This is a genomic window from Mesorhizobium sp. RCAM 06353 (genome assembly GCF_059683585.1).
The window spans coordinates 4,976,471-4,999,717 of record NZ_CM185031.1; the positions used below are offsets into that span (position 1 = coordinate 4,976,471).

Sequence of the window (23,247 nt, forward strand, 5' to 3'; positions counted from 1 at the left end):
AATGTCGCTTCCGCTTTGCTGGATGCCATTCTCCCCGGCACCGATAGCGAGGGAGACTCTAGGTGGGATTGGTGTTGATGAGCGAACGCGAGCTGCAACGCATAGAGGTTCTATCGAAGATCATCGAGCGAAGGATGACAACGGTCACGGCGGCACATGTGCTCGGCTTGACCAGGCGTCAGGTCCAGAGGCTTTTGAAGGCATTCCAATTCGACGGTGCTTCCGCGCTACGACACAAGGCGCGAGGTCGACGCTCAAACCGTGAGATTGGCGATGGCATTCGAGATTTCGCCGTCTGTCTGGTCCGCGAACATTATCTCGATTTCGGTCCGACGCTGGCGGCTGAGAAGCTGGCCGAGGAACATGGCCTGGTCGTGTCGCGCGAGACGCTGCGCAAGTGGATGGCAGAGGCCGGAATCTGGCTGTCGCGCAAGCAGCGCCGGACATTTCATCAACCGCGCTTGCGGCGCGAAGCCTATGGCGAACTCGTGCAGATCGACGGCAGCGAGCATCGGTGGTTCGAGGAGCGGGGTGATGCATGCACCCTGCTCGTCTTTATCGATGATGCCACCGGCAAGCTTCAGCAGCTACGTTTTGTGAAGTCGGAGAGCACGTTCAGCTACTTCGAGGCGTTGGAACTCTATCTGGAGGCGCACGGCTGCCCGGTGGCGTTTTATTCCGACAAGCACACGGTGTTCCGGGTTGCCAAGGCCGAGGCGCGTGCCGGCCGCGGCATGACACAGTTCGGCCGAGCCTTGTCCGAGCTCAACATCGAGATCCTGTGCGCCAATTCGAGTCAGGCCAAGGGCCGGGTCGAACGTGTCAATCGCACGCTGCAGGACCGGCTGGTGAAGGAACTGCGTCTTGCTGGCATCTCAGATATCGAAGAAGCCAACGCTTTTCTGCCGGCATTCACGACCAGCTTCAACGACAAGTTTGCGAAGATCCCTAACCGGCCGGACAATCTGCATCGTGTCTTGAACATGCCGGCCGATCGACTCCGCGACCTGCTCTGCAAACGCGAGCAGCGCTATGTCGGCCAGCAATTGTCTTTCTCCTACCAACGCAAGCAGATCATGCTGGAGAAGAACGATATCTCATGCGGCCTGGTCGGTAGATATGTCGATATTTACGAGTTCGCGGACGGTCGCCTGGATGTTCGATGGAAGGCATCCTCCCTGCCCTACACTATCTTCGACAAAGAGCAGCGCGTCACCCACGCCGCGGTCACCGAGAACAAGCGGCTTGGCGAGGTTCTGTCATGGATCAAGAGCCAGCAAGATGAGGCTCGGCCCGCGCCGAAGATTAAGACGAACAGCGAACAGACTGGCTATCAGAAGCGCGACAGGAAGCCTGGCCGAAGGACGGATTTCATGAACGATCCAGCGGTCATCGTCCGGCGTGAACAGGCACTGGCGGGCCACTCAAAGCTAAAGCCGGGGAGCTTGGCTGGAGCCGCACCCGATCGGGCTGCGCAACCCTGACCAGCTGTCGCCCGATCGGGCGCTCTCGTCGGCGCCAAGAAGCGCGTCACTGTCGCATTTCTAAATTGCTGCGCCCCGCCCCGCCAATTGCCCCGTGGCGACATTTCTACTTTGCTGGCCAAGCGACATTCAAACTTGGTTGCAACATCGGATGTGCAGTCTGAGGCCCGGAAGGCGACCTGCTTTGCGGCCGACCGTGTGACGCGATAACCTCCCTGTCCATATCATCAGGACCATCAAGAATGACCGCATCGTTTCTCGGCCTTCCCGATCGCCTTGCCGATGGCCGCACGCCTCGCGCAGTGATCTTCGGAGCCGGCCATGGCAGCACCTATCCCGGCAAGGACAGCAGCGGTTATGGGTCGGCGGCCGACGCCATCCGAGCAGCCAGCCAGGATGATGCCTCGCTCGTCGAACACTGGGACTTCGATCTCGGCGGCCCGTTGTTCGACGGCAAGCCGGCCTGCTGCGTCGACGTCGGCGACATCTCGACCACCCTGCATGACAATGCCGGCAACCGCGCCGGGATCGAGGCGAAGACGTACGAGGTCCTGGCCATGCCGGCCATACCGATCCTGCTTGGCGGTGACGATTCCGTCGTCATTCCGCTCCTTGCCGGCTTTGCCGACCACGGACCGATCTGGATCCTGCAGATCGATGCCCATATCGACTGGCGCGACGAGGTGCATGGCGAACGCTACGGCTATTCAAGCCCGATGCGGCGAGCGAGCGAGATGCCGCATGTCGCCGGCATGGTGCAGGTCGGCCTGCGCAGCGTCGGCAGCGCGCGCCGCGCCGAAATCGAAGCGGCGCAGCACTATGGCAGCCGTTTCGTGACCGCGCGCGAGGTTCATGCTCAAGGCGTGGACGCGGCGCTCAGGCATATTCCGGAAGGCGCGCGAGTCGTCGTCACTTTCGACTGCGATAGCCTCGATCCCGGCATCATGCCAGGCGTGGCGGCACGCACGCCCGGCGGCCTCACTTACACGCAGGCGATCGACCTGATCGCCGGCCTCGGCAAGCGGGCCAGAGTTGCGGGATTCGACCTTGTCGAACTCTACCCACCCGCCGACATGGACGGCCTGTCGTCCCTCACCGCCGCGCGCCTTCTCGTCAATGTGATCGGCACCATCGTCCGGCAGGTTTGAGACCCGGCTATGTGGCGCCTGTCGCTGAAATGCGCCGATGCACGGCATCCAGGCTTTCGGCGAGTGCATCGAAGACGTTGCGGGCCGTGAGCTCGTTCAGGACCTGCTCATTGATGCCGCCGCGGGTCGCATAGTCCTGCGCCAGATGCGTGAAGTCCGCATCGGGCGCCGTCTCCGGTGCGTGTCCAAGCGCCGTGAAGAGCGCCGCGATATAGTCGCGCCCCTTGGTATCCGGCACACCATGCGCTTTGAGCCAGCGGTGGATCGTATCGAGATATTTGAAGTAAGTGGCATAGGTCGCGGTCGCGACACTCAAGGCGTCGAACTCGCTCGAACTCTCGACCTCGATCACCTTCCCCAGCCCGCCGAGCAATGCGGTCACCTCCGGATCGGGCGGATAGATGATCGTCGCCCCCAGCCGCTGCGCAATCATCGGCATGGGCAGCGCTTTCGTCACACGGCTCGCGGGTGCGGTCAGGCCGACTATTTCCTCGCGCGACAGCGTAGCGATCAGGCTGATGAGGTGGTGGTCGCGCCGAAACTTCAATTCAGGCAACAGCTGAGGGGCAATTTGCGGCCGCACCGCCAGCATGACGGTGTCGCATTCGTCGAGTACCGCCTGATTGTCGGCGGCAACATCCACATTCGGATAACGGGAAGCGAGATCCGCTGCGATCTCTTCGTTGCGCGGCGATAACACAACCGATACCGGATCGCCTTCGAGGGATTTGAGCCCGGTGACAATGGCTGAAGTAAGCGCGCCCGTGCCGATGAAGCCAAGTTTCATTAGGTATCCCATGACGTTGATTTTCCGGCTGGTCGTCCGCTGGTCACCGCGGCCCCTGCTCCAGGCTGATCCGGTAGGTCAGCGAACGCTTCGCCCCCGGTTCGATCAGCATCACGCTAGGCTTGTCAGTAAATTCGCCATCGAAATCGACCGGGCTTGCAATACCGTGCCAGGGCTCGAGGCACAGGAACGGCGCGCCGCCGGGCTTGGACCAGATGCCCAGCTGCTCTGCCCCCTGCCATGACATTTCAATCGCCGGACCATGGTCGGCGGCGTAGCGCACGCTGGCGCTGGCGGGCCGATCCAGGATGACGGCATCGTCATCGAACAGCCGTTGGGACAATGCGAGCGTCCTGCCCTCGATGGGTGTCGGCCGGGGTGCTGGCAGCAACAGGCCGTCCTTCAGGCGACGGATCGGTGCCGGCTCGTCCTTGGCAAAGGTCAGCCGATAGGCCTGCTTGGGCAATTCCGGCAGCAACGGCCAGTTGAATGCCGGATGCGCGCCGACCGAGGCCGGCAACAGTTCGTCACCGGTGTTGGTGACCTCCAAAGCCACTCCAAGCTGCCGGCGATCGAGTGTGTAGGTGACGGCCAAGCGAAAGGCGAACGGATAGTGCGCGCGCGTGTCGGCGTCGTCGGTCAGGACCAGCGTGCAGGAGCGCTCGCCCCTCTCCTCCCAGGTGAACGGCTTGTCGCGGGCGAAGCCGTGCTGCGTCATCGGATAGGTCTGGCCGCGATGGCGCAGTTGGTCGCCCTTCAGCCGGCCGACGATCGGAAACAGCACCGGCGAATGACGCCGCCACTCCGGCCCGGCCTGCCAAAGGAACTCAAATCCCTGCGCCCCCCGTAGCGAAACCAGTTCGGCGCCCTGCCCGACAATTACAGCCGAGATGCCGTCGCCATGGAGCGTCTGGCTGTCCTGTTCCATGTGTCCTCACGGTTTTGAAGGCTGTTGCGAGGCAGACTAGCAAAGGCTTTTGAGGACTCAAGCCGTAGTCGGTCTTGCCGAAACGAATTGTGGCCGGAGGATCTCTCCTCCGGCCACCTCTCCGCATCAAGGACGATATGCTCGCCCTTGCCCACAGCGGACAGTCGTTATTCGCGCTCGCCGGTGAAATTCAGCAACAGCTGGAAGATGTTGATGAAGTTCAGATAGAGCGAGAAGGCGCCGAAGACGGCGAGCTTCTGACGCGATTCCGCATCGAAATTCTCGGCGTACTGTTCCTTGATCGTCTGCGTATCCCAGGCGGTCAGGCCGATGAAGACGGCGATACCGATCACCGAAATGGCGAACTGCAGCGCGGTCGAGCCGAGGAAGATGTTGACGATGCTGGCGATCACCACGCCGATCAGGCCCATGATCAGGAACGACGAGAACTGCGTCAGGTCACGCTTGGTCGTGTAGCCGTAGAGGCTGGTGGCGCCGAACATGGTAGCGGCGATGAAGAAGGTGCGCGCGATGCTGGTTCCGGTGAAGACCAGGAACACCGAGGCGAGCGACAGGCCCATCACCGCGCAGAAGGCCCAGAACATCATCTGGGCGCTCGCCGCCGACATGGTCTGCATCTTGAACGAAAACAGCAGGACGAAGGCGAGCGGCGCCAGCATCACCACATATTTCAGCGGGCTGGAGAAGATCGGCACGTAAAGTGCGGGCGTCGACGACACCATGAAGGCGACTAGGCCGGTGACCACCAGGCCAAGGCCCATATAGTTATAGACGCGCAGCATATGCTGGCGCAGGCCTTCGTCGAAGACGGCTCCGGCCTGGGCGCCGGTGCCGACGCGATATCCCAGATTGGGGGTGTTCATTTGCAGTCTCCTTTGTAAATCAGTCAGTAAAGCGTTTTGGCGAGCGCCTCGGCGGCGCGGTCGAGGTCATGAACCCCGCTCTTCGCGACCACCGCATAGGCGACCTCGCCGATCTGGAAATAGGCCGAGGAAATGTCGCCCGAGGGCGCGACGGTCGGCTTGACCACGTCGAAGGTTCCCGGCCGGATCGCAAACAGCGACACCACGCCCATATCCTTGGTGTCGACAGCCATCTCGACGCTTGGGCCGAAGCGCGACGGATAGATCTGCACGTCGCGCACATTCCAGTCCTTGGGCAGCGTCGGCATGACGATCGCAGTCGCGGCGCGGATCTCGCCGGCATTGTAGTTGGGCGCTTCCGGCTGTGAGGGCATGGTCTCGCGCACCAGGGTCGTCCTGTGTGCCCGCACCGCTTCTTCGACATAGGCGGGCGGCTGCGGCGAAGCGATGACCTTGGTCACCGACATCGGCCCGATGATGCCGTTCGCCAACCAGCCGGCGGCAATGAAGGCGGCAACGGCCGCGGCGCGCTGCAAAACACCGAAGATACGGCCGCGGACAAGAGCCCTCTCCAGCCGCCGCGCCGCGTCAGCGGTCGCCGGCCGCGCCATGCCCTTGGAACCGGCAAGCGCCACGCGCAGTTCATCCCGGGTCCGCAGATCCGACATCACGCGTGCGGCAGCCTCCGGACGTGTCGACAGGAATGCTTCCACCTCGATGCGGCGGGTGACATCCAGCTGGTCGTCGACATAGGCGTCGAGGTCGGTGTCGGTCACGGGGTCGACAAGAGCGGTCATTACTCACCTCCCACGATTCTCAAATGATTCCTGCCGCGTGCCGGGGCGGCGTCCTCCATCTGGCGCAAGGCAGCGCGCGCCCTGCCGATGCGCGACATCAGCGTGCCCAGCGGCACGCCGGTGGCATCGGCCGCTTGGCTGTAGGAAAGCCCTTCGATTGCGACCAGATGCAGCGCCGAACGCTGTTCTTCCGGCAGGTTGAAAAAGGCGTCCCGCACCTGCGCCAGGCGCACAGAATGCTCCTGCGGCGCCGGCGTGCTGGCATCGGCGAGGTATCCGGCCTGTTCGATACGCGCGGCTTCCGAGCGGCGAGAGCGCATGCGGTCGACAAACGCGTTGTGGACGATCGACAGCAGCCAGGCGCGCAGGTTTCCACCCGAGCGGAAGGTGCCGCGCCGCTCATAGGCGCGCACCAGCGCGTCATGCACGAGATCCTCCGCGTCCGCACTGTCGCGCGTCAGCGACTGGGCATAGCGCCGCAGCGACCCGAGCTGTCCTATGATGTCAAAGCGTGGCATCGACCGTTTCATGTCCTGTTGACGGAGCATGTGGGGATTTTAATCCCGAGCAGTGCCATTTTTTCTTTGGCGGGTTCGCCGAAAGGGCGCGTTTGCCAGTACCCTCGCCGGGCCTGGCTCTCAGGGGCGAAGTGGTTTTGCCGGTTTGGGCGTCGTTACACCGCTGGCACGTAAAACCCACCTGCGACCGTCGCTGCGAAAATCGGTGATGCTGAGCGGCTCGACATCGATCTTCCAGCAAGCGGCAAGCGGTGCGCCGAGAACATTCAGGATCGCGGTGCGGATGACGCTGGCATGGGTCAGCGCGATCGTATGGCCACGCACGGCCATCAACCTGTCCATCAAGCCGGCGGCCCGGCGAGCAACGTCGGCCAGCGACTCGCCGCCGTGCGGCGCTGCTTTGGGGTCGGTAAGCCAGGCGGCTATGCCCTCGGGCTGCTCCGCCTGGACCTGCTCAAAGCTCTTGCCGGCCCAGCTTCCATGATCCTGGTCGGCCAGAAGCGGTTCGACCGATGCGTCCAGCGCCAGCGCCTCGGCGGTCTGGCGGGCGCGAAGCGAAGGCGCCGTCAACACGCGGTCGGCACGGCGCAACGTCCCGCGCATCGCCTTCGCTTGCGTCAGCGATCGCGGCTCCAGCGGCTCATCCGACGGGAACGCACCCTTCCGGGTCGCGGCTGTGGCACCGCTACAGATCATCGTCAGCCGTACGAGCATGAGGCCGTCATCCCTTGAACCGCTTTCGAAGCGGCGCATACGCTGCGATTAGAATAGCGGCTATCGTTTCGATCGAAAGGCCACACCCTTGGGCGCCGCCTTCTGTTTCGCACAACTAAAAGCGCTGGTGCATCACGTCCGATTTGCGTATCACTCCGCCGCGCCAACGGAACCATAACGATGTTCGAAGACCTGCAGCCAGCTCCCGCCGACAAGATCCTGGCCCTGATCGGCCTCTATCGTGCCGATCCGCGCCCCAACAAAGTCGACCTCGGCGTCGGCGTCTACAAGGATCGCGACGGCAAGACGCCGGTCATGCGCGCCGTGCGTGAGGCTGAAAAGCGGCTGCTGAACAGCCAGGACACCAAGACCTATCTTGGACTTGCCGGCGATACCGGGTTCAACGCGGTGATGGCCAAGCTCGCCTTCGGCCCGGGCGCCGACATGACGCGCATCCGGGCTGCACAGGCGCCTGGCGGTTCCGGTGCGTTGCGCCTGGTGGCGGAGCTGCTCAAGCGGACGCGTTCGGAGGCCACCATCTGGCTGTCGGACCCGACCTGGCCGAACCATATGCCGGTCATGCGTGCCGCCGGCCTGCAGATCCGCGAATATCCCTATTTCGATGCGGCCTCGGGTGCCGTTCGTTTCGACGACATGCTGACCGCGTTGCGCACGGCTGAGAGCGGCGACGTGGTGCTGCTGCATGGCTGCTGCCACAACCCGACCGGCGCCAACCTCGACGCGGTGCAGTGGCAGGCCGTCACCGATCTGGTCGTCGAGCGCGGCCTGCTGCCTTTCGTCGACATCGCCTATCAGGGCTTTGGCGATGGCCTCGAGGCCGACGCGCTCGGCCTGCGGCTGCTGGCGGCGAAAGTTCCGGAGATGGTGGTGGCGTCGAGCTGCTCGAAGAATTTCGCCGTCTACCGCGATCGTGTCGGCGCGGCGATGGTGCTGGCCAGGGACGGCGCACAGGCCGATGTGGCGATGAGCCAGATGCTGTTGGCGGCGCGCGCCATGTATTCGATGCCGCCCGACCATGGTGCCGCAGCGGTGCGCATCGTGCTGGAAGACGCTACTTTGCGTGCCGACTGGGAAGCCGAGCTGGAAGAGATGCGCCTGCGCATGCTGAGGCTTCGTGTCCAGTTCGCCGAGGCGCTGCGCCGGCAGTCCAACTCCGACCGCTTCGACTTCGTCGCCAGCCATCGCGGCATGTTCTCGCGGCTTGGCCTCACGGAAGCGCAGGTCGAACAGCTGCGTGCCGAACATGGCGTCTACATGGTTGGCGACAGCCGCATCAACGTCGCCGGACTGCCCGAGGACGGCATGGACGATCTCGCCAAGGCGATCGTCTCCGTACTCGACTAAGCGGCTCAGCTGTGGACAAGGCGCCCTCGCCGGCCGACAGTGTTGGCCGCGCGTAGGGCCGCAGGATAGCATCCGCCGCATGACGCCAGCGAAAGACATTTCGCGCCTGATCGAGATCATGGCAGCGCTGCGTGCGCCGAAGACCGGCTGTCCGTGGGACATCGAGCAGGATTTCTCGACCATTGCGCCCTATACGATCGAGGAAGCCTATGAGGTGGCCGACGCCATCGCACGCGGCGATCTCGATGATCTCCGTGACGAGTTGGGCGACCTCCTGCTGCAGGTCGTCTATCACGCGCAGATGGCTGAGGAAGCGGGTGAATTCGCTTTCCCGGATGTGGTCCAGGCCATCACCACAAAGATGATCCGCCGCCACCCACATGTCTTCGGCGACGAAAAAGCCCGCAGCGCCGGCATGGCCAAGGGCATGTGGGAAAAGATCAAGTCGGAGGAGAAGGTGGAGAAGCGGCAAGCCCGGCTCGCGCGCGGTCTCGACCCCGAGGACAACGGCAAGGGGTTTCTGGACAGTGTTCCGGTCGCCCTGCCCGCCTTGACACGGGCGCTCAAACTTCAGGAGAAGGCTGCTCGTGTCGGCTTCGACTGGAGCGAGGCGGCGCCCATCCTCGACAAGATCGAGGAAGAGATCGGCGAATTGCGCGAGGCATTGGCCAAGGGTGAAACAGCCTCCATCAAGGACGAGTTCGGCGACATGCTGTTCGCCGTCGTCAACCTCGGCCGTCACCTCAAGCTCGATTCGGAAGCCGCGTTGAGCGGCACCAACGAAAAATTCCGCTCGCGCTTCCACTATGTCGAGCAGGCCGTGGAGAAGTCCGGCAATACGTTGGAGAAGGCCACCTTGGCCGAGATGGAAGCGCTCTGGCAGGAAGCGAAAACCGCGAAGTAAGCTCGGCAATTCCGGAGGGAAACCGCTATACACTTTTGCTGGAATTGCCTCGGGTTAGCCGTTGTTTTTCCTGCGCAATCGGCTTTCGATCTCTTCGCGGGCGCTTTGCGTCGCCTTGAGCGAGATGGTGGCGCTGCCGTCGTCATTATCGGTGCGCGAGACGATGTCGCCATTGCGGTAAAGCCAGTCGACAAGGCCGAACTGTGCCGGCTCGATCGTCACCGTCAGGTCCTCGAGCTCGCCCGCCATGCGTGTCTCGATGATCGCCTTCAGCGCATCGATGCCCTCGCCGGTCACCGCCGATACGGCGATGGGCGGTCCCTTGCTGCCGTCGGCGGCATCGGCGAGCAGCCGGCTCCTGTTGCCTTCGTCCAGCAGATCGACCTTGTTCCAGACCTCGATCACCCGCTTGGTGTCACTGGCGTCGACACCGAGGTCGGCCAGGATGCGCTCGACATCCTCGGCCTGCGCTGCCGTATCGGGATCGGAAATGTCGCGCAGATGGAGGACAAGATCAGCCTCGACCACCTCTTCCAAAGTGGCGCGGAAAGCCGCGATCAGATGCGTCGGCAGATCCGAGATGAAACCGACCGTGTCCGACAGGATGATCGGCGTGCCATGCGGCAGGCGCACGCGGCGCAGCGTCGGGTCGAGCGTGGCGAACAGCATGTCCTGCGCCAGCACGTCTGCTCCGGTCAGCCGGTTGAACAGCGTCGACTTGCCGGCATTGGTGTAGCCGACGATCGCCACCACCGGGAATGGCACCTTCTTGCGCTTGGCGCGGTGCAGGTCGCGCGTGCGACGAACCGTTTCCAGCTCGTGCTTCAGCTTGATGATCTTTTCCTGCAACTGCCGCCGGTCGGATTCGATCTGGGTTTCGCCGGGGCCGCCGAGGAAGCCGGCGCCGCCGCGCTGACGCTCGAGGTGGGTCCAGCTGCGCACGAGGCGCCCCTTCTGGTAGTTGAGATGGGCAAGCTCGACCTGCAGCGTACCTTCCTTGGTGCGGGCGCGCTCACCGAAGATCTCGAGGATCAGCCCGGTGCGGTCGAGCACCTTGGCGTTCAATTCCTTTTCGAGATTGCGTTGTTGCACCGGCGTCAGCGGATGATCGACGATGACCAGCTCCGCGTGGCCCTCCTTGACGATCTCGGCGAACTCCTCAACCTTGCCGCTACCGAGCAAGGTCGCCGGGCGCGGGTCGTTGACGGTCACCACCGCCGTATGGATCGGATCAAGATTGATGGCGCGGGCAAGGCCGACGGCCTCGTCGCGGCGTGCGTCAGCCGATCGCGTCAGCCGCGGGCGGTTGGTATCGTCGTCGCCGCGCGGCTGGCGAGTAAGTACAGGCACAATGACGACAGCCCGGGTCGGGCCCTTGGCTTCCGTCCCGGGATGATGCGCTGGTTTTCCGCGAACGGTCGCGTCCGCGTCCTTCTCACGTGCCAATCAGGCGCCCTGGCTTTCCTCGCCATCGAACATCTGAACCGGCTGGCTCGGCATGATCGTGGAAATGGCGTGCTTGTAGACGAGCTGGGAGTGACCGTCGCGGCGCAGCAAGACACAGAAATTGTCGAACGAAGTGACCACGCCGGTCAGCTTCACGCCGTTGATGAGGAAGATGGTGAGCGGGTTCTTGCTCTTGCGAACTGAATTCAGGAACAGGTCCTGAAGGTTTTGCGATCGTTCCGCCATTGTTCTTGTCTTTCGCCGATCCCCTTCGGTTTGCAAGCCAATGCGCCAAATTGTCGGGCACATGTCAAGCGCGCAAACACCGTCTTGTCGTCAGTAACGACAAGCAGAACGAGATATATTGATGTTCATTCCACCTGTGCGGTTATCAGGCTGGACTTTTTTCCGCAATGTCAAAAAAGGCCTGCCGCAACGAAAGTGTCACAGAGCCGGGGTGGCCATTGGCGACCGGATCACCGTCAATGGCCACGACAGGCATGGCAATTGTCGTTGCGGAGCTGATGAACGCCTCGCGCGCCGCCTTGGCCTCGGCGACGGAAAAACCGCGCTCTTCGATCTTCAGGCCGAGCTTTGCCGCAACCTCGAACATGGTCGTGCGGGTGATGCCGCGCAGGATGCCATGCTCGGCCGGCCTGGTGACCAGAACGCCATCCCTGGTGACGATCCAGGCATTCGACGAGCCGCCTTCCTTGACGTTGCCGTCGGTGTCGACGAACCACGCCTCCTGGGCGCCGGCCTCCTTGGCCTTCTGCTTGGCCAGCACGTTGGGCAGCAGCCCGACAGTCTTGATGTCGACGCGGTCCCAACGGTTTTCGGGCACGGTGATGACCGCGATGCCGGTCTCGGCTCGCTTTGCTCCAGCCGCCGGATCGGCCTTCCTGGCCGTGACCACCAGGGAGGGCTTGGTGTCCGCCGACGGGAAAACAAAGTCGCGGCTGGCGACACCGCGCGTCACCTGGACATAGACCAGGCCGTTGACGACATGGTTGCGGTTGACCACTTCACGCAGGATGAGCGGCAGCACGTTGCGCGCGACCGGCCAAGCGATCGACAGTTCGGTGAGCGAGCGGTTCAGCCGGGCAAGATGGCGCGGCATGTCGACGATGAAGCCTCGCGCCACCTCGCAGACCTCATAGACACCGTCGGCAAATTGATAGCCGCGGTCCTCGATATGCACGGAAGCGTCCGCGTGGACGACGTAGCGCCCGTTCACATAGGCAATGCGCGGCATAGTGATCCCTCAGAAAAGTCCCGGCTTTCTTATGCGATTCCGCCGCTACCGTAACCGACAATTGCGTAGGCCACGGCCAGGCTGACTTTGTGTCCGTCAGACGCCCAGCGACTTCAGCTTGCGGTGCAAGGCGGAGCGCTCCATGCCGATGAACTCGGCGGTCTTCGAGATGTTGCCGCCAAAGCGATTGATCTGGGCGATCAGATAGTCCTTCTCGAACTGTTCACGCGCCTCGCGCAACGGCAGCGCCATGATGTGCTGGTCGGACTGGTTTGGCGTGCGCGGCATGACATCGCCGATTTCGGACGGCAAAAGGTCCGCGGTGATCGGCGCATCGACATCGTCGCCGCGCGCCAGGATCATCAGCCGCTCGACATTGTTGCGCAGCTGGCGCACGTTCCCCGGCCAGTTGTGCGCCTGCAGCACGGCCAGCGCGTCGTCACCGATACGGCGCGGCTTGATGCCGGCCTGGCGGGCGATCTGTTTCATGAAATTGTCGACGAGATAAGGAATATCCTCGCGCCGCTCGGCCAGCCCCGGCACCATCACCGGAACCACCGCCAGGCGATGATAGAGATCCTCGCGGAAACGTCCGTCGGCGATCATGGCTTCCAGATTCTGCGAGGTCGAGGAGATGATGCGAACATCGACCTTGACCCGCTTGGTGCCCCCTACCCGCTCGAACTGCTGCTCGACCAGCACGCGCAGGATCTTGTTCTGCGTCTCGCGCGGCATATCGGCCACTTCGTCGATGTAGAGGATGCCGCGATGGGCTTCTTCCAGCGCGCCGACCTTGCGCTCGACACCGTTCGATTCGGTGCCGAACAGCTCGATCTCCATGCGCTCAGGCGTGATGTTGGCGGCACTCAGCGTCACGAACGGCGCGCCCTTGCGCGCCGACAGCGTGTGGATGGCGCGCGCCGCCAGTTCCTTGCCGGATCCCGACGGGCCGATGATCATCACGCGGCTATTGGTTGGCGCGACGCGCTCGATGGTCTGGCGCAACTGGCTCATCGCCGACGACATGCCGATCAGGTCGAAGGTCTCGCCGCTGCGCTGTTTGAGGTCGGAAACCTCGCGCCGCAATTTCGAGGTTTCCAGCGCGCGCTCGGCAATCAGGATCAGCCTGTCGGCCTTGAACGGCTTTTCGATGAAATCATAGGCGCCACGACGGATGGCCGAGACCGCCGTTTCGATGTTGCCATGGCCGGAGATCATCACCACCGGCAGCGTGGGATGCATGGTCTTGATCTCGTCGAGCAGCGCCAGGCCGTCCAGGCGCGAGCCCTGCAGCCAGATATCGAGGAAAATCAACCTCGGCGCGCGATCAGCTATAGCAGCGAGCGCGCTGTCGGCATCGAATGCCGTGCGGGTTTCGTGACCTTCGTCGCTCAGGATGCCCGCGACGAGCTCACGGATGTCTTCCTCGTCATCGACGATGAGAATATCAGACGCCATTACCGACCTTTTCAGTTTCTCTTTCGTGTTCCGTCTTGGCTTCGCCGCGCGACGGCGTGGCAGCCGCAGGCGGCAGGATGATGCTGATCATCGCACCGCGCCCGCCATGGAAATCCGCAGGTGCATCATGAAGTTCCAGCCTGCCACCATGGTCCTCCACGATCTTCTTGACGATAGCGAGACCAAGCCCGGTGCCCTTCTCGCGTGTGGTCATATAGGGCTCGAGCAGCCGTTGGCGATTCTCGCGCGGCAGGCCTTTGCCATTGTCGATGACGTCGATTCTGATCGCGCCATTCTGACGGCCGGCTTGAATCCGGATTATGCCGTGCGAACCGTCCTTCTGTTCCAATCCGTCGATCGCTTCGGCGGCATTCTTGATCACATTGCCGAAAGCCTGCGCCATCAGCCGGCTGTCGAACGTGCCCTTGAGCGGCTCGTTGCCGAAAACCCGCTCGAAGGTGATGTCGGCGCGGCTGACTTCGACCAGGAACGATGCCTCGCGCAGCGATTCGCGCAGATCGATGGCTTTCATCTCGGGCTTGGGCATACGCGCGAAGGCGGAGAATTCGTCGACCATGCGGCCGATGTCCTCGACCTGCCGGATGATGGTGTCGGTGCACTGGTCGAAAACCTCGCGATCCTCGGTGATGACCTTGCCGTAGCGGCGTTTGATGCGCTCGGCCGAAAGCTGGATCGGCGTCAGCGGGTTCTTGATCTCGTGGGCGATGCGGCGCGCCACATCGGCCCAGGCCGAAGAACGCTGGGCCTGAACCAGGTCGGTGATGTCGTCGACCGTCACGACGTAGGATTTCTCCTCCGAACCGTCGTCGCCCGCCTCGATGGTGATCTGCACGTTGAAGGTACGCTCGGTGCCGGCGCGGAAGAATGTCACCTGCTCGCGGTAGACAGGCTTGCCCGACTGGCGGCCGATTTCGAAGACGCGGCCGACATGTGGCAGAATGGCGGACAGGTTCTGTCCGAGTGCGGCACTGGCGGAAATCGCCAACATCGATTCGGCCGAACGGTTGACGATGGTGACGATGCCATAGGGATCGACGCCGATGACGCCGGCGGTGACGCCGGCGAGCACGGCTTCGGAAAAGCGCCGCCGCTCGTCGATCAGGTCTTTTGCCGACAGGATCTCGTTGCGTTGCGATTTGAGCTCCAGCAGCATCTTGTTGAAGGTATCGCCAAGCGAGGCGACATCACCGTCGGAAGGCCTGACGGGGACCGCGACGTCGAGATTGCCTGTCGCCACCTCGTCTGCGGCACCGATGAGCTGGCGAATCGGCCGCACGAGACGGTCGGCTACGGCAATGCCGGTCCAGATCGCCGACAGGATGATGATCAGGGTCAGCGACAGATAGGGCAGTGCGAAGGCGACTTGCGAGGTGCGCCTGTTGTCTTCGAGGTTGCGATACTCGTCGGTGTTGGACCTGACGATCTGCCGTGCCTTGATCACCTCGGGATCGACAAGGCGGATGGTGTAGAGGTAGAGGCCCTCGATCTCGCGCAGCTTGACGATGGCGCCCATGATGTTGCGGGTGCGCGGCTCGATCAGCACCGGTTTGCCCTCGGTGGCGCTGCTGACCGAGCCCTCCGGCGGTTCCGGCATGGAGAAATCGGCATCGGTCTGGGCGCTCATGACGAACGAGCCGTCGGGCTTGATCAGCGCCGCATGGGCCAGCGACCGGCCCACCGCCTCCTTGTTCATGAGGTCGAGAAAGCCTGTGCGATCAAGGCCGTAGAGCGTGCGCGACGCATCGAGATCATAGGCCATCGACAGCGTCGTGCCTTGCAGATTGCGGGCGTTTTCCTGGACATAGGCATCGGCTATCGACAGCGAGGAATTGACGATCGTCTTGGTGCGTATCTCGAACCAGCGATCGAGGCCGATATCGAGCGTGATCGAGGCGATGATCGCCACCATGATAGCAGGGATGGCGGCAACCAGCGCGAACATGGCGACGATGCGCACATGCAGCCGCGAGGCCGCTTTGCCATGCCGGCGCGCCATGACGATGCGATGCACCTCGCGCCCGACCAGCGCGCTGAGGAAAAGCACGAAAGCGGCATTGAGCGCGATCAGCGCCCAGGTCGTCCTGGCGTCAGGCGCGATCGGCGTCGCGCCGACCAGGATGGTGAACGAAATGGCCGCCATGACCAGGGCGCCAACGACCGCCACGACGCCGGGCAGCGCCAGCAGGCGGCGCCCGTCGCGGGCGCCGGGTTCGCTGAAAAGCGGTTGGTTGAGTACAGGTGCCTGCGGAGCCATGTCGCCGTCTGGGAGCCAATGATTGCGTCCGATCTATGCAACGCATTGTGGCGATTATGCAACAAGTGTGACAATGGCAGCAATCTTTCGCCGCTCAGCCCCCTGAAAAGACGCTCAGTCTCCCGAAAAGAATCAACGCCGGACCAGCGCTCAGCCTGGCCGCGATGATTTGTAGACATTGACGCCCAGTTCGCGAATCTTCTTGCGCAGCGTGTTGCGGTTCAACCCCAGCAGTTCCGCGGCCTTGATCTGGTTGCCGCGAGTCGCCGTCATCGAGGCCAGGACCAGCGGATATTCAACTTCGGACAGAATGCGCTGGTAGAGCCCGGCGGGCGGCAATTCACCGGCAAACGATGCGAAATAGCGCTGCAGGAAATGCTCGACCGCCTGACCGATGGAAAGGTCGTCGGGAATGAGGTTGCCGCCGCCCGGAACCACGGGACGCTCTCCGGTCTTGAGCTCCGCCTCGATGATCTCGGCGGAAATCTCGTCCTGCGAATAAAGCGCGGCGAGCCGGCGCACCAGATTTTCCAGCTCGCGCACATTGCCTGGCCAGGGATAGCGCTTCATCAATTCGATGCCGCCTGACGAGATGCGCTTGGTCTGCAGCCCTTCCATTTCGCCGAGCTTGAAGAAATGACGCACTAGATCGGGCACGTCCTCGGAGCGCTCGCGCAATGCCGGCAATCTCAACGGCACGACGTTGAGGCGATAGAACAGATCCTCGCGGAACAGTCCCTGGTTGATCAGCGTGCGCAGATCCTTGTTGGTGGCGGCGACGATGCGCACATCGGTCTTGATCGGCGTGCGGCCGCCGACCGTCGTGTATTCGCCCTGCTGCAGGACACGCAGCAGGCGCGTCTGCGCCTCCATCGGCATGTCGCCGATCTCGTCGAGGAACAGCGTGCCGCCCTCGGCCTGCTCGAAGCGGCCGGTGGAGCGGTTCTGGGCGCCGGTGAAGGCGCCCTTCTCATGCCCGAACAGTTCTGATTCGATGAGGTCGCGCGGGATTGCCGCCATGTTGATGGCGACGAACGGCCCGCCACGACGACGGCCATATTCATGCAGCGCACGCGCCACCAGTTCCTTGCCGGTGCCGGATTCGCCCGAGATCATGACCGTCAGGTCGGTCTGCATCATACGCGCCAGCATGCGGTAGATGTCCTGCATGGCTGCCGAGCGGCCGACCAGCGGCATGGCATCGGGCTGTTCTTCCGGCCGCGCATCGATCTTCGGCCGGCGCGGCTCAGACAGCGCCCGGTTGACGATGTTGAGGAGCTCGGTCAGGTCGAACGGCTTTGGCAGATATTCGTAGGCGCCGGTTTCGGATGCGCGGATCGCCGTCATGAACGTGTTCTGTGCGCTCATGACGATGACGGGCAGTTCCGGTCGCGCCTTCTTGATGCGCGGCAGCATGTCGAAGGCGTTCTCGTCCGGCATCACCACGTCGGTGATAACAAGATCGCCCTCGCCCGCTGCCACCCAGCGCCAAAGGGTCGAGGCATTGGAAGTGACGCGCACCTCATGGCCGACGCGAGAGAGAGCCTGATTGAGCACTGTGCGGATCGCCGCATCGTCATCGGCGACGAGAATATTGCCGCGAACCGTCATTTGCGGTCTCCTTCACCGTCTTCTTCAGCGCCGAACGGCGTTTCCTTCCAGGCGGGCATCAGGATGCGGAAGGTGGTTCCGCGCGGGGTCGAGTCGCATTCGATGATGCCGCCGTGTTCGCCGACGATCTTGGCGACGAGTGCCAGCCCCAGCCCGGATCCGTTCGGCTTGGTGGTGATGAAGGGATCGAACAGGATCGGCAGGATATCCTCCGAGACGCCGGAGCCGTTGTCGCGCACGCAGAACTCCAGCGGCAGCGACACGCGATCCTGCGTTCCTGGAACCGAAACGCGAATGCCCGGCCGGAAGGCGGTCGACAGCACGATTTCGCCATGCGGATCACTGCCGATCGCCTCGGCGGCGTTCTTAACCAGGTTGAGGAACACCTGGATCAGCTGGTCGCGATTGGCGAACACCGGAGGCAATGATGGATCATAGTCCTCCAATATCCTGATTTTCTTTGCAAAACCGTTCTTGGCAATCGCCTTCACATGGTCAAGCACGACATGGATGTTGACGGGATAGCGATCGATCGGCCGCTCGTCGGAAAACACCTCCATGCGATCGACCAGCGAGACGATGCGGTCCGTCTCGTCGGTGATGAGCCGCGTCAGCGCGCGGTCCTCGTCGGAGGCGGACAGTTCGAGCAGCTGCGCGGCGCCTCGGATGCCGGAGAGCGGGTTCTTGATTTCGTGGGCAAGCATGGCCGCCAGGCCAGTCACCGAACGCGCCGCACCGCGATGCGTCATCTGGCGGTCGATCTTGTCGGCCATCGACCGCTCCTGGAACATGACGACGACGGAGCCTGGGAATTCCGGCACCGGCGCGACATAGAGATCGACGACCTTCTCGATGCCGAGGCGCGGCGACGACACATCAACGCGATACTCGTTGACCGGAGCCCGGCGCTCGCGCACCTGATCGACCAGTGTCAGCAGCGGGCTGCCGAACGGGATCAGCTTGGACAGCGTGTTGCGGGCGAGCATATTCGCGCTTGAGCGGAAGAAGTCCTCGGCATCGGCATTGGCGTAGGTGATGAACCCATCCGTATCGACCATGATCACCGGCCGGCGGATCGTGTTGAGCACGATATGGGCGGCCTCTGCCATATCGGTACCGTGGGTGACGTTGGCGTTCATGCCGCACTCCGCAGGTTCAAGGATTGCGGATCGCGCGAGAACACATTGCGCAGCAAGGCAATGACGCGGGCCGGTTCGAACGTGGTCAGGATCGCCTTTCGGTCGTCGTCGGCGACGCCAACGGCATGGCGATCGAGATACCAGCCCAGATGCTTGCGCGCCTGGCGCAAGCCGCTCTCGACGCCATATAGCGCCAGCATGTCTTCGTAGTGGGCGACGACATAGTCGGCCAGTGCGGTCGAATTGCACGGCACGTTGGTCGCCGTTTCGCCTGCTGCCGCGGCTGCAATGCCACCAGCGATCCAGGGCGCGCCATAGTGCGCGCGGCCGACCATCACCGCATCGGCACCGGATTGGTCGAGAATGGCGGCTGCCTCGGCCAGGGAGCAGACATCGCCATTGGCAACGACCGGGATGGAAACGGCTTCTTTGACGCGAGCGATGGCGCGCCAGTCGGCCTTGCCCTGATAGAACTGGCAGCGCGTGCGGCCATGCACAGTCACCATTCTGACGCCCGCCTGCTCGGCACGGCGCGCGAGGATGGGTGCATTGAGCGCGCCTTCGTCCCAACCGAGCCGCATCTTGACCGTCACCGGCACCTTGACCGCGCCAACCACGGCCTCAATCAGCGACAGCGCGTGGTCGAGATCCAGCATCAATGCCGAGCCGGCATATCCACCGGTAACCTTCTTCGCCGGGCAGCCCATGTTGATGTCGATAATGTCGGCGCCCTCGCCGGCGGCGATGCGCGCGCCTTCGGCCATATGTGCTGCCTCGCGACCGGCGAGCTGTACCATATGGACGGGCAGGCCGGAATGCCGTATGCGCAGGTCGAAGCCGGCCCTGCCCTTGGCGAGTTCGCCGCTTGCCACCATTTCGGACACGACCAGGCCGGCGCCGTGCGCATGGGCGCGCTTGCGGAAAGGCTCGTCAGTAATGCCCGACATCGGCGCGAGGAACACGCGATTGCGGATTTCCACGCCGCCGACGTCGAGAGGCGCGGCCAATTTGGCTGAGTTAACCATGCACAAAAACCAAGCACGTCCATTCGTTGCACATTCTCTAGCCATATCGGCCGCAATGTGCAACGCGGAATGACGCCACATTAAGGCGCAATTGGGAAAATGCCGGCCTTCGGCTTTTGCCGCGACCAAAGGCGCCGCGCTTCCTTCAAGACGCTTTTGGAATTCATATTTGACGCACGATCTTTTCGGAAAACCAATTACACTTTTGGGGATCGTGCGCTAAGCCAATCGCCATGACTGACGGAAGTGAAAACTCGAGCGCGACGGGTGGGGTTGCGGTGGTGATCGTCGCCGCCGGCCGCGGCGCTCGTGCCGGTCAGGCCAACGGACCCAAGCAGTACCAGAACATCGGTGGGCGCGCCGTCATTGCGCATACGCTGGAGATGTTTCTTGCCCATCCGCGAACCGGCCAGATTGTCGTCGCCATCCACGCCGACGACCACGAACTGTTCCGGCAAGCGGCGGGCGCCCAGGCCCAGCGTGTCACCGCAGTCATTGGCGGACCGACCAGGCAGGAGTCCGTCCGGCTCGGGCTGCTGGCACTGAAGGCCCACGCGCCGGGCCAGGTTCTGATTCACGACGCCGTCCGCCCGTTCGTCGATGCGGAGTTGATCGACCGCACCATCGCCGCCATCGGCGAGAACGAGGGAGCGTTGCCAGCCCTGCCCGTCGCCGACACGCTGAAGCGCGAGTCGGCCGCCGGCGTGGTCGCGGAAACCGTTTCCCGCAGCGGGCTCCACGCGGCGCAAACACCGCAAGGTTTTCCCTACGGGCCGATCCTTGCCGCACACGACAAGGCCCATCAACTGGGCAGACTGGACTTCACCGACGACGCGGCCATCGCCGAATGGGCGCATATTCCGGTCAAGTTGGTTCCCGGCTCGCCGGACAATGTCAAACTCACCTGGGCACGGGACATCGCCATGGCGCACGAGCGGCTTTCCAGCGAACGAACGCACTTCCCCGACATCCGCACCGGCAACGGCTACGACGTCCACGCCTTCGAGCCTGGCGATCATGTCACCCTGTGTGGCGTCGCCATTCCGCATGACAAGAAATTGTCGGGCCATTCCGACGCCGATGTCGGGCTGCACGCTTTGACCGACGCCCTGCTGGCGACCTGTGGCTCCGGCGACATCGGCACGCATTTTCCGCCGTCCGACCCGCAGTGGAAAGGCGCTGCGTCCCGGATCTTCGTCGAACATGCGGCAAAGGTGGTGCGCGGGCGCGGCGGACGCATCGCCAATGCCGACATCACGCTGATCTGCGAGGCGCCGCGTGTCGGCCCGCATCGCCAGGCGATGACCTCGGCCCTGTCGCAAATGCTGGGCATTTCCGCCGACCGCATCTCGATCAAGGCGACCACCAACGAGAAGCTCGGCTTCATCGGCCGCGAGGAAGGCATTGCGGCGATCGCCACGGCCAGCGTGGTGTTCCCCGGCGAGGTGCCGGAATGAGCAACGCCGAGCTCGCAAACTCCCTGCTGCTGGCCTGCCAGCAACGTGGCATCATGCTGGCGACGGCGGAGAGCTGCACCGGCGGCTTGATCATCGCGGCGCTCACCGACATTGCCGGCTCCTCCGCCGTGGTCGACCGCGGTTTCATCACCTATTCCAATGAAGCCAAGATGGAGATGCTCGGCGTTTCCGCCGAAACGCTCGACGCGCATGGAGCTGTGTCGCGCGAAACGGTGCTGGAGATGGCGGCCGGCGCGCTGGCGCATTCACGCGCGAGCCTTTCTCTTGCCGTTACCGGCATTGCCGGTCCAGGCGGAGGTTCGGCCGACAAGCCGGTCGGTCTCGTCTGGTTCGGCCTGGCTCTGGCCGGTCAGCCGGTTGTCGCCGAGCGCCAGCTGTTTGGCCACAAAGGCCGCGAATTCATCCGCCACGAGACGGTGAGACACGCCCTGAAGCTGGGCCTGCAAGCGCTCAGCCAGAATTAGAGCAATTCCAGGAAAAGTGTGAAGCGGTTTTCCCGGGAAAAGCGCATAGCGCTTTCCCTTGGGAATTGCGTCAAAACAAAGAGTTAGAGCAGTTCGCCGTTTCCGTGAAACGGTGAAATGCTCTAGGCCTGCGGTGCGACACCATAGATGACGTCGGCGCGCTTTTCGAAAGCCTCGGCGAACATGCGGAAGGCACGGTCGAACATGGTGCCCATCAGCGCGCCCAGGATGCGGCTCTTGAATTCATAGTCAATGAAGAAGCGGACGGCGCAGCCGGCGCCGTCCGGCTCGAAACGCCAGACATTGCTCAGATATTTGAACGGGCCATCGATATACTTCACGTCGATGGCGTTCTCGTCGGGCTTGAGCAGCACCTGCGTGGTGAAGGTCTCGCGGATGGCCTTGTAGCCGATGCTCATGTCAGCCAGCAGAATGGTGCGTCCGTCACGCTCCTTGCGCGAGCGTACCGTCAGCGCTTCGCAAAGCGGCAGGAATTGCGGATAGGCCTCGACATCGGCAACCAGCGCGAACATCTGCTGCGGCGTATGGGCAACGCGGCGGGTGGCTTCGAATTTCGGCATAAAATCGGCTAGAGAGATTTCTGGAGCTGCGCTTCCCGCGCCGCGCGCAGCCGCGCGAAATCGTCGCCGGCATGGTGCGATGAGCGTGTAAGCGGGCTCGACGCCACCAGCAGGAAACCCTTGGTCCGGCCGATCGTCTCGAAGGACTTGAACTCTTCGGGTGTGACGAAGCGGATCACCGGATGGTGCTTCTTTGACGGCTGCAGATATTGGCCGATGGTCATGAAGTCGACATTGGCCGAACGCAGATCGTCCATCAGCTGCAGGATTTCGTTCCGCTCCTCGCCAAGCCCCACCATGATGCCGGACTTGGTGAAGATCGACGGGTCGAGTTCCTTGACCCGCTGCAACAGCCGGATCGAGTGGAAATAGCGCGCGCCCGGCCGAACCGTCAGATAGTTCGACGGCACCGTTTCGAGATTGTGGTTGAAGACGTCTGGCTTTGCCGCCACGACGATCTCGAGCGCGCCATCCTTGCGCAGGAAATCGGGCGTCAGGATTTCGATTGTCGTCAAAGGCGTTGCCGCGCGGATCGCCCGGATGACTTCGGCGAAGTGCTGTGCGCCGCCATCGGCGAGATCGTCGCGGTCGACCGAAGTGATGACGACGTGGCTGAGGCCCATCTGCTTGACGGCATGCGCGACGCGTGCGGGTTCATCGGCATCGAGCGCGGTCGGAATGCCGGTGGCGACATTGCAGAAGGCGCAGGCGCGCGTGCAGATCTCGCCCATGATCATGAAGGTGGCGTGCTTCTTTTCCCAGCACTCGCCGATATTGGGGCAGCCGGCCTCTTCACAGACCGTCACCAGCTTGTGCGATTTCACGATTTCGCGTGTCTCGGCATAGCCCTTCGAGACCGGCGCCTTGACGCGGATCCAGTCCGGCTTGCGCAGCACTTCCTGGTCAGGCTTATGCGCCTTCTCCGGGTGCCGCAGCCGCGGCGCGTTGGCGATCGTGTCGAGGACAGTGACCATCTGAACCCTGGC

Annotated in this window: 22 protein-coding genes; 6 read left to right on the plus strand and 16 right to left on the minus strand. The window is 63.1% G+C overall.

The window, feature by feature from the left end:
* Window positions 1-62: 62 nt before the first annotated feature.
* The gene (locus AC56QX_RS23995; protein ID WP_497111020.1) at window positions 63-1,484 is read left to right on the plus strand and encodes an ISNCY family transposase; all 1,422 of its coding nucleotides are present in this window, start codon (window positions 63-65) and stop codon (window positions 1,482-1,484) included.
* A gap of 242 nt (window positions 1,485-1,726) precedes the next feature.
* Window positions 1,727-2,632, plus strand: coding sequence for an agmatinase (locus AC56QX_RS24000; protein WP_497111021.1), 906 nt, complete (start codon window positions 1,727-1,729; stop codon window positions 2,630-2,632).
* Between the two features lie 7 nt (window positions 2,633-2,639).
* Here the strand turns inward: AC56QX_RS24000 and AC56QX_RS24005 are convergent, their stop codons facing one another.
* The 6 genes from AC56QX_RS24005 to AC56QX_RS24030 all read right to left on the minus strand — a co-directional run bounded on the left by AC56QX_RS24005 (window position 2,640) and on the right by AC56QX_RS24030 (window position 7,260).
* Window positions 2,640-3,419, minus strand: coding sequence for a pyrroline-5-carboxylate reductase (locus tag AC56QX_RS24005; RefSeq protein WP_497111022.1), 780 nt, complete (start codon window positions 3,417-3,419; stop codon window positions 2,640-2,642).
* A gap of 43 nt (window positions 3,420-3,462) precedes the next feature.
* Window positions 3,463-4,347 (minus strand): aldose 1-epimerase family protein, encoded by an 885-nt coding sequence (locus AC56QX_RS24010; protein ID WP_497111023.1) that lies wholly within the window; start codon window positions 4,345-4,347, stop codon window positions 3,463-3,465.
* Between the two features lie 167 nt (window positions 4,348-4,514).
* Window positions 4,515-5,231: a Bax inhibitor-1/YccA family protein gene (locus AC56QX_RS24015; RefSeq protein ID WP_497111024.1), complete on the minus strand. Its 717-nt coding sequence runs from the start codon at window positions 5,229-5,231 to the stop codon at window positions 4,515-4,517.
* A 23-nt stretch (window positions 5,232-5,254) separates the two neighbouring features.
* A complete protein-coding gene (locus AC56QX_RS24020) occupies window positions 5,255-6,028 on the minus strand; it encodes an anti-sigma factor family protein (RefSeq protein ID WP_497111025.1) in 774 nt (257 codons plus the stop codon).
* Window positions 6,028-6,558, minus strand: coding sequence for a sigma-70 family RNA polymerase sigma factor (locus AC56QX_RS24025; RefSeq protein WP_497117864.1), 531 nt, complete (start codon window positions 6,556-6,558; stop codon window positions 6,028-6,030). The genes AC56QX_RS24020 and AC56QX_RS24025 overlap by 1 nt, the downstream gene beginning before the upstream one ends.
* Before the next feature lie 108 nt (window positions 6,559-6,666).
* Window positions 6,667-7,260 carry a histidine phosphatase family protein gene (locus tag AC56QX_RS24030; RefSeq protein WP_497111026.1) on the minus strand — a complete coding sequence of 198 codons (594 nt, stop codon included), beginning with the start codon at window positions 7,258-7,260 and terminating at the stop codon, window positions 6,667-6,669.
* A 180-nt stretch (window positions 7,261-7,440) separates the two neighbouring features.
* On the opposite strand from AC56QX_RS24030, the gene AC56QX_RS24035 reads away from it, so the two are divergent.
* Together AC56QX_RS24035 and mazG are read left to right on the plus strand one after the other, a co-directional pair.
* Window positions 7,441-8,625, plus strand: coding sequence for an amino acid aminotransferase (locus AC56QX_RS24035; protein WP_497111027.1), 1,185 nt, complete (start codon window positions 7,441-7,443; stop codon window positions 8,623-8,625).
* A 79-nt stretch (window positions 8,626-8,704) separates the two neighbouring features.
* Complete coding sequence (gene mazG, locus AC56QX_RS24040) at window positions 8,705-9,529, plus strand: nucleoside triphosphate pyrophosphohydrolase (RefSeq protein ID WP_497111028.1); 825 nt, start codon at window positions 8,705-8,707, stop codon at window positions 9,527-9,529.
* Between the two features lie 54 nt (window positions 9,530-9,583).
* Here the strand turns inward: mazG and hflX are convergent, their stop codons facing one another.
* The 8 genes from hflX to dusB form a co-directional block, all read right to left on the minus strand.
* Window positions 9,584-10,975: a GTPase HflX gene (gene hflX, locus AC56QX_RS24045; protein ID WP_497111030.1), complete on the minus strand. Its 1,392-nt coding sequence runs from the start codon at window positions 10,973-10,975 to the stop codon at window positions 9,584-9,586.
* Window positions 10,976-11,221, minus strand: coding sequence for an RNA chaperone Hfq (gene hfq / locus AC56QX_RS24050; protein WP_006202172.1), 246 nt, complete (start codon window positions 11,219-11,221; stop codon window positions 10,976-10,978).
* Between the two features lie 145 nt (window positions 11,222-11,366).
* A complete protein-coding gene (locus AC56QX_RS24055) occupies window positions 11,367-12,230 on the minus strand; it encodes a D-amino-acid transaminase (RefSeq protein ID WP_497111031.1) in 864 nt (287 codons plus the stop codon).
* Window positions 12,231-12,326: 96 nt separating this feature from the next.
* Entirely contained in the window at window positions 12,327-13,688 is a 1,362-nt protein-coding gene (ntrX, locus tag AC56QX_RS24060; protein WP_010909346.1) for a nitrogen assimilation response regulator NtrX, read from the minus strand.
* A complete protein-coding gene (locus tag AC56QX_RS24065; RefSeq protein ID WP_497111032.1) occupies window positions 13,678-15,963 on the minus strand; it encodes a sensor histidine kinase NtrY-like in 2,286 nt (761 codons plus the stop codon). The genes ntrX and AC56QX_RS24065 overlap by 11 nt, the downstream gene beginning before the upstream one ends.
* A 150-nt stretch (window positions 15,964-16,113) precedes the next feature.
* The gene (gene ntrC, locus AC56QX_RS24070; protein WP_027045043.1) at window positions 16,114-17,574 is read right to left on the minus strand and encodes a nitrogen regulation protein NR(I); all 1,461 of its coding nucleotides are present in this window, start codon (window positions 17,572-17,574) and stop codon (window positions 16,114-16,116) included.
* Window positions 17,571-18,713 carry a two-component system sensor histidine kinase NtrB gene (locus AC56QX_RS24075; RefSeq protein WP_497111033.1) on the minus strand — a complete coding sequence of 381 codons (1,143 nt, stop codon included), beginning with the start codon at window positions 18,711-18,713 and terminating at the stop codon, window positions 17,571-17,573. The genes ntrC and AC56QX_RS24075 overlap by 4 nt, the downstream gene beginning before the upstream one ends.
* Window positions 18,710-19,738, minus strand: a complete 1,029-nt coding sequence (gene dusB, locus AC56QX_RS24080; RefSeq protein WP_497111034.1) for a tRNA dihydrouridine synthase DusB — start codon at window positions 19,736-19,738, stop codon at window positions 18,710-18,712. The genes AC56QX_RS24075 and dusB overlap by 4 nt, the downstream gene beginning before the upstream one ends.
* A gap of 233 nt (window positions 19,739-19,971) precedes the next feature.
* On the opposite strand from dusB, the gene AC56QX_RS24085 reads away from it, so the two are divergent.
* Window positions 19,972-21,195, plus strand: a complete 1,224-nt coding sequence (locus tag AC56QX_RS24085) for a bifunctional 2-C-methyl-D-erythritol 4-phosphate cytidylyltransferase/2-C-methyl-D-erythritol 2,4-cyclodiphosphate synthase (protein WP_497111036.1) — start codon at window positions 19,972-19,974, stop codon at window positions 21,193-21,195.
* Entirely contained in the window at window positions 21,192-21,680 is a 489-nt protein-coding gene (locus tag AC56QX_RS24090; protein WP_497111037.1) for a CinA family protein, read from the plus strand. The genes AC56QX_RS24085 and AC56QX_RS24090 overlap by 4 nt, the downstream gene beginning before the upstream one ends.
* A 122-nt stretch (window positions 21,681-21,802) precedes the next feature.
* On the opposite strand, the gene AC56QX_RS24095 is transcribed toward AC56QX_RS24090, so the two are convergent.
* Window positions 21,803-22,261, minus strand: a complete 459-nt coding sequence (locus tag AC56QX_RS24095) for a type II toxin-antitoxin system RatA family toxin (RefSeq protein WP_497111038.1) — start codon at window positions 22,259-22,261, stop codon at window positions 21,803-21,805.
* Window positions 22,262-22,269: 8 nt separating this feature from the next.
* On the minus strand, window positions 22,270-23,235 hold the full coding sequence (lipA, locus tag AC56QX_RS24100; protein WP_477220627.1) for a lipoyl synthase: 966 nt from the start codon (window positions 23,233-23,235) through the stop codon (window positions 22,270-22,272).
* Window positions 23,236-23,247: the final 12 nt, after the last annotated feature.

Coding starts and splice junctions, on each gene's coding strand:
- AC56QX_RS24000 (WP_497111021.1), top strand. CDS start 1,727: ATGACCGCATCGTTTCTCGGCCTTCCCGATCGCCTTGCCGATGGCCGC.
- AC56QX_RS24005 (WP_497111022.1), bottom strand. CDS start 3,419: ATGAAACTTGGCTTCATCGGCACGGGCGCGCTTACTTCAGCCATTGTC.
- AC56QX_RS24010 (WP_497111023.1), bottom strand. CDS start 4,347: ATGGAACAGGACAGCCAGACGCTCCATGGCGACGGCATCTCGGCTGTA.
- AC56QX_RS24015 (WP_497111024.1), bottom strand. CDS start 5,231: ATGAACACCCCCAATCTGGGATATCGCGTCGGCACCGGCGCCCAGGCC.
- AC56QX_RS24020 (WP_497111025.1), bottom strand. CDS start 6,028: ATGACCGCTCTTGTCGACCCCGTGACCGACACCGACCTCGACGCCTAT.
- AC56QX_RS24025 (WP_497117864.1), bottom strand. CDS start 6,558: ATGAAACGGTCGATGCCACGCTTTGACATCATAGGACAGCTCGGGTCG.
- AC56QX_RS24030 (WP_497111026.1), bottom strand. CDS start 7,260: ATGCTCGTACGGCTGACGATGATCTGTAGCGGTGCCACAGCCGCGACC.
- AC56QX_RS24035 (WP_497111027.1), top strand. CDS start 7,441: ATGTTCGAAGACCTGCAGCCAGCTCCCGCCGACAAGATCCTGGCCCTG.
- mazG (WP_497111028.1), top strand. CDS start 8,705: ATGACGCCAGCGAAAGACATTTCGCGCCTGATCGAGATCATGGCAGCG.
- hfq (WP_006202172.1), bottom strand. CDS start 11,221: ATGGCGGAACGATCGCAAAACCTTCAGGACCTGTTCCTGAATTCAGTT.
- AC56QX_RS24055 (WP_497111031.1), bottom strand. CDS start 12,230: ATGCCGCGCATTGCCTATGTGAACGGGCGCTACGTCGTCCACGCGGAC.
- ntrX (WP_010909346.1), bottom strand. CDS start 13,688: ATGGCGTCTGATATTCTCATCGTCGATGACGAGGAAGACATCCGTGAG.
- AC56QX_RS24065 (WP_497111032.1), bottom strand. CDS start 15,963: ATGGCTCCGCAGGCACCTGTACTCAACCAACCGCTTTTCAGCGAACCC.
- ntrC (WP_027045043.1), bottom strand. CDS start 17,574: ATGACGGTTCGCGGCAATATTCTCGTCGCCGATGACGATGCGGCGATC.
- AC56QX_RS24075 (WP_497111033.1), bottom strand. CDS start 18,713: ATGAACGCCAACGTCACCCACGGTACCGATATGGCAGAGGCCGCCCAT.
- dusB (WP_497111034.1), bottom strand. CDS start 19,738: ATGGTTAACTCAGCCAAATTGGCCGCGCCTCTCGACGTCGGCGGCGTG.
- AC56QX_RS24085 (WP_497111036.1), top strand. CDS start 19,972: ATGACTGACGGAAGTGAAAACTCGAGCGCGACGGGTGGGGTTGCGGTG.
- AC56QX_RS24090 (WP_497111037.1), top strand. CDS start 21,192: ATGAGCAACGCCGAGCTCGCAAACTCCCTGCTGCTGGCCTGCCAGCAA.
- AC56QX_RS24095 (WP_497111038.1), bottom strand. CDS start 22,261: ATGCCGAAATTCGAAGCCACCCGCCGCGTTGCCCATACGCCGCAGCAG.
- lipA (WP_477220627.1), bottom strand. CDS start 23,235: ATGGTCACTGTCCTCGACACGATCGCCAACGCGCCGCGGCTGCGGCAC.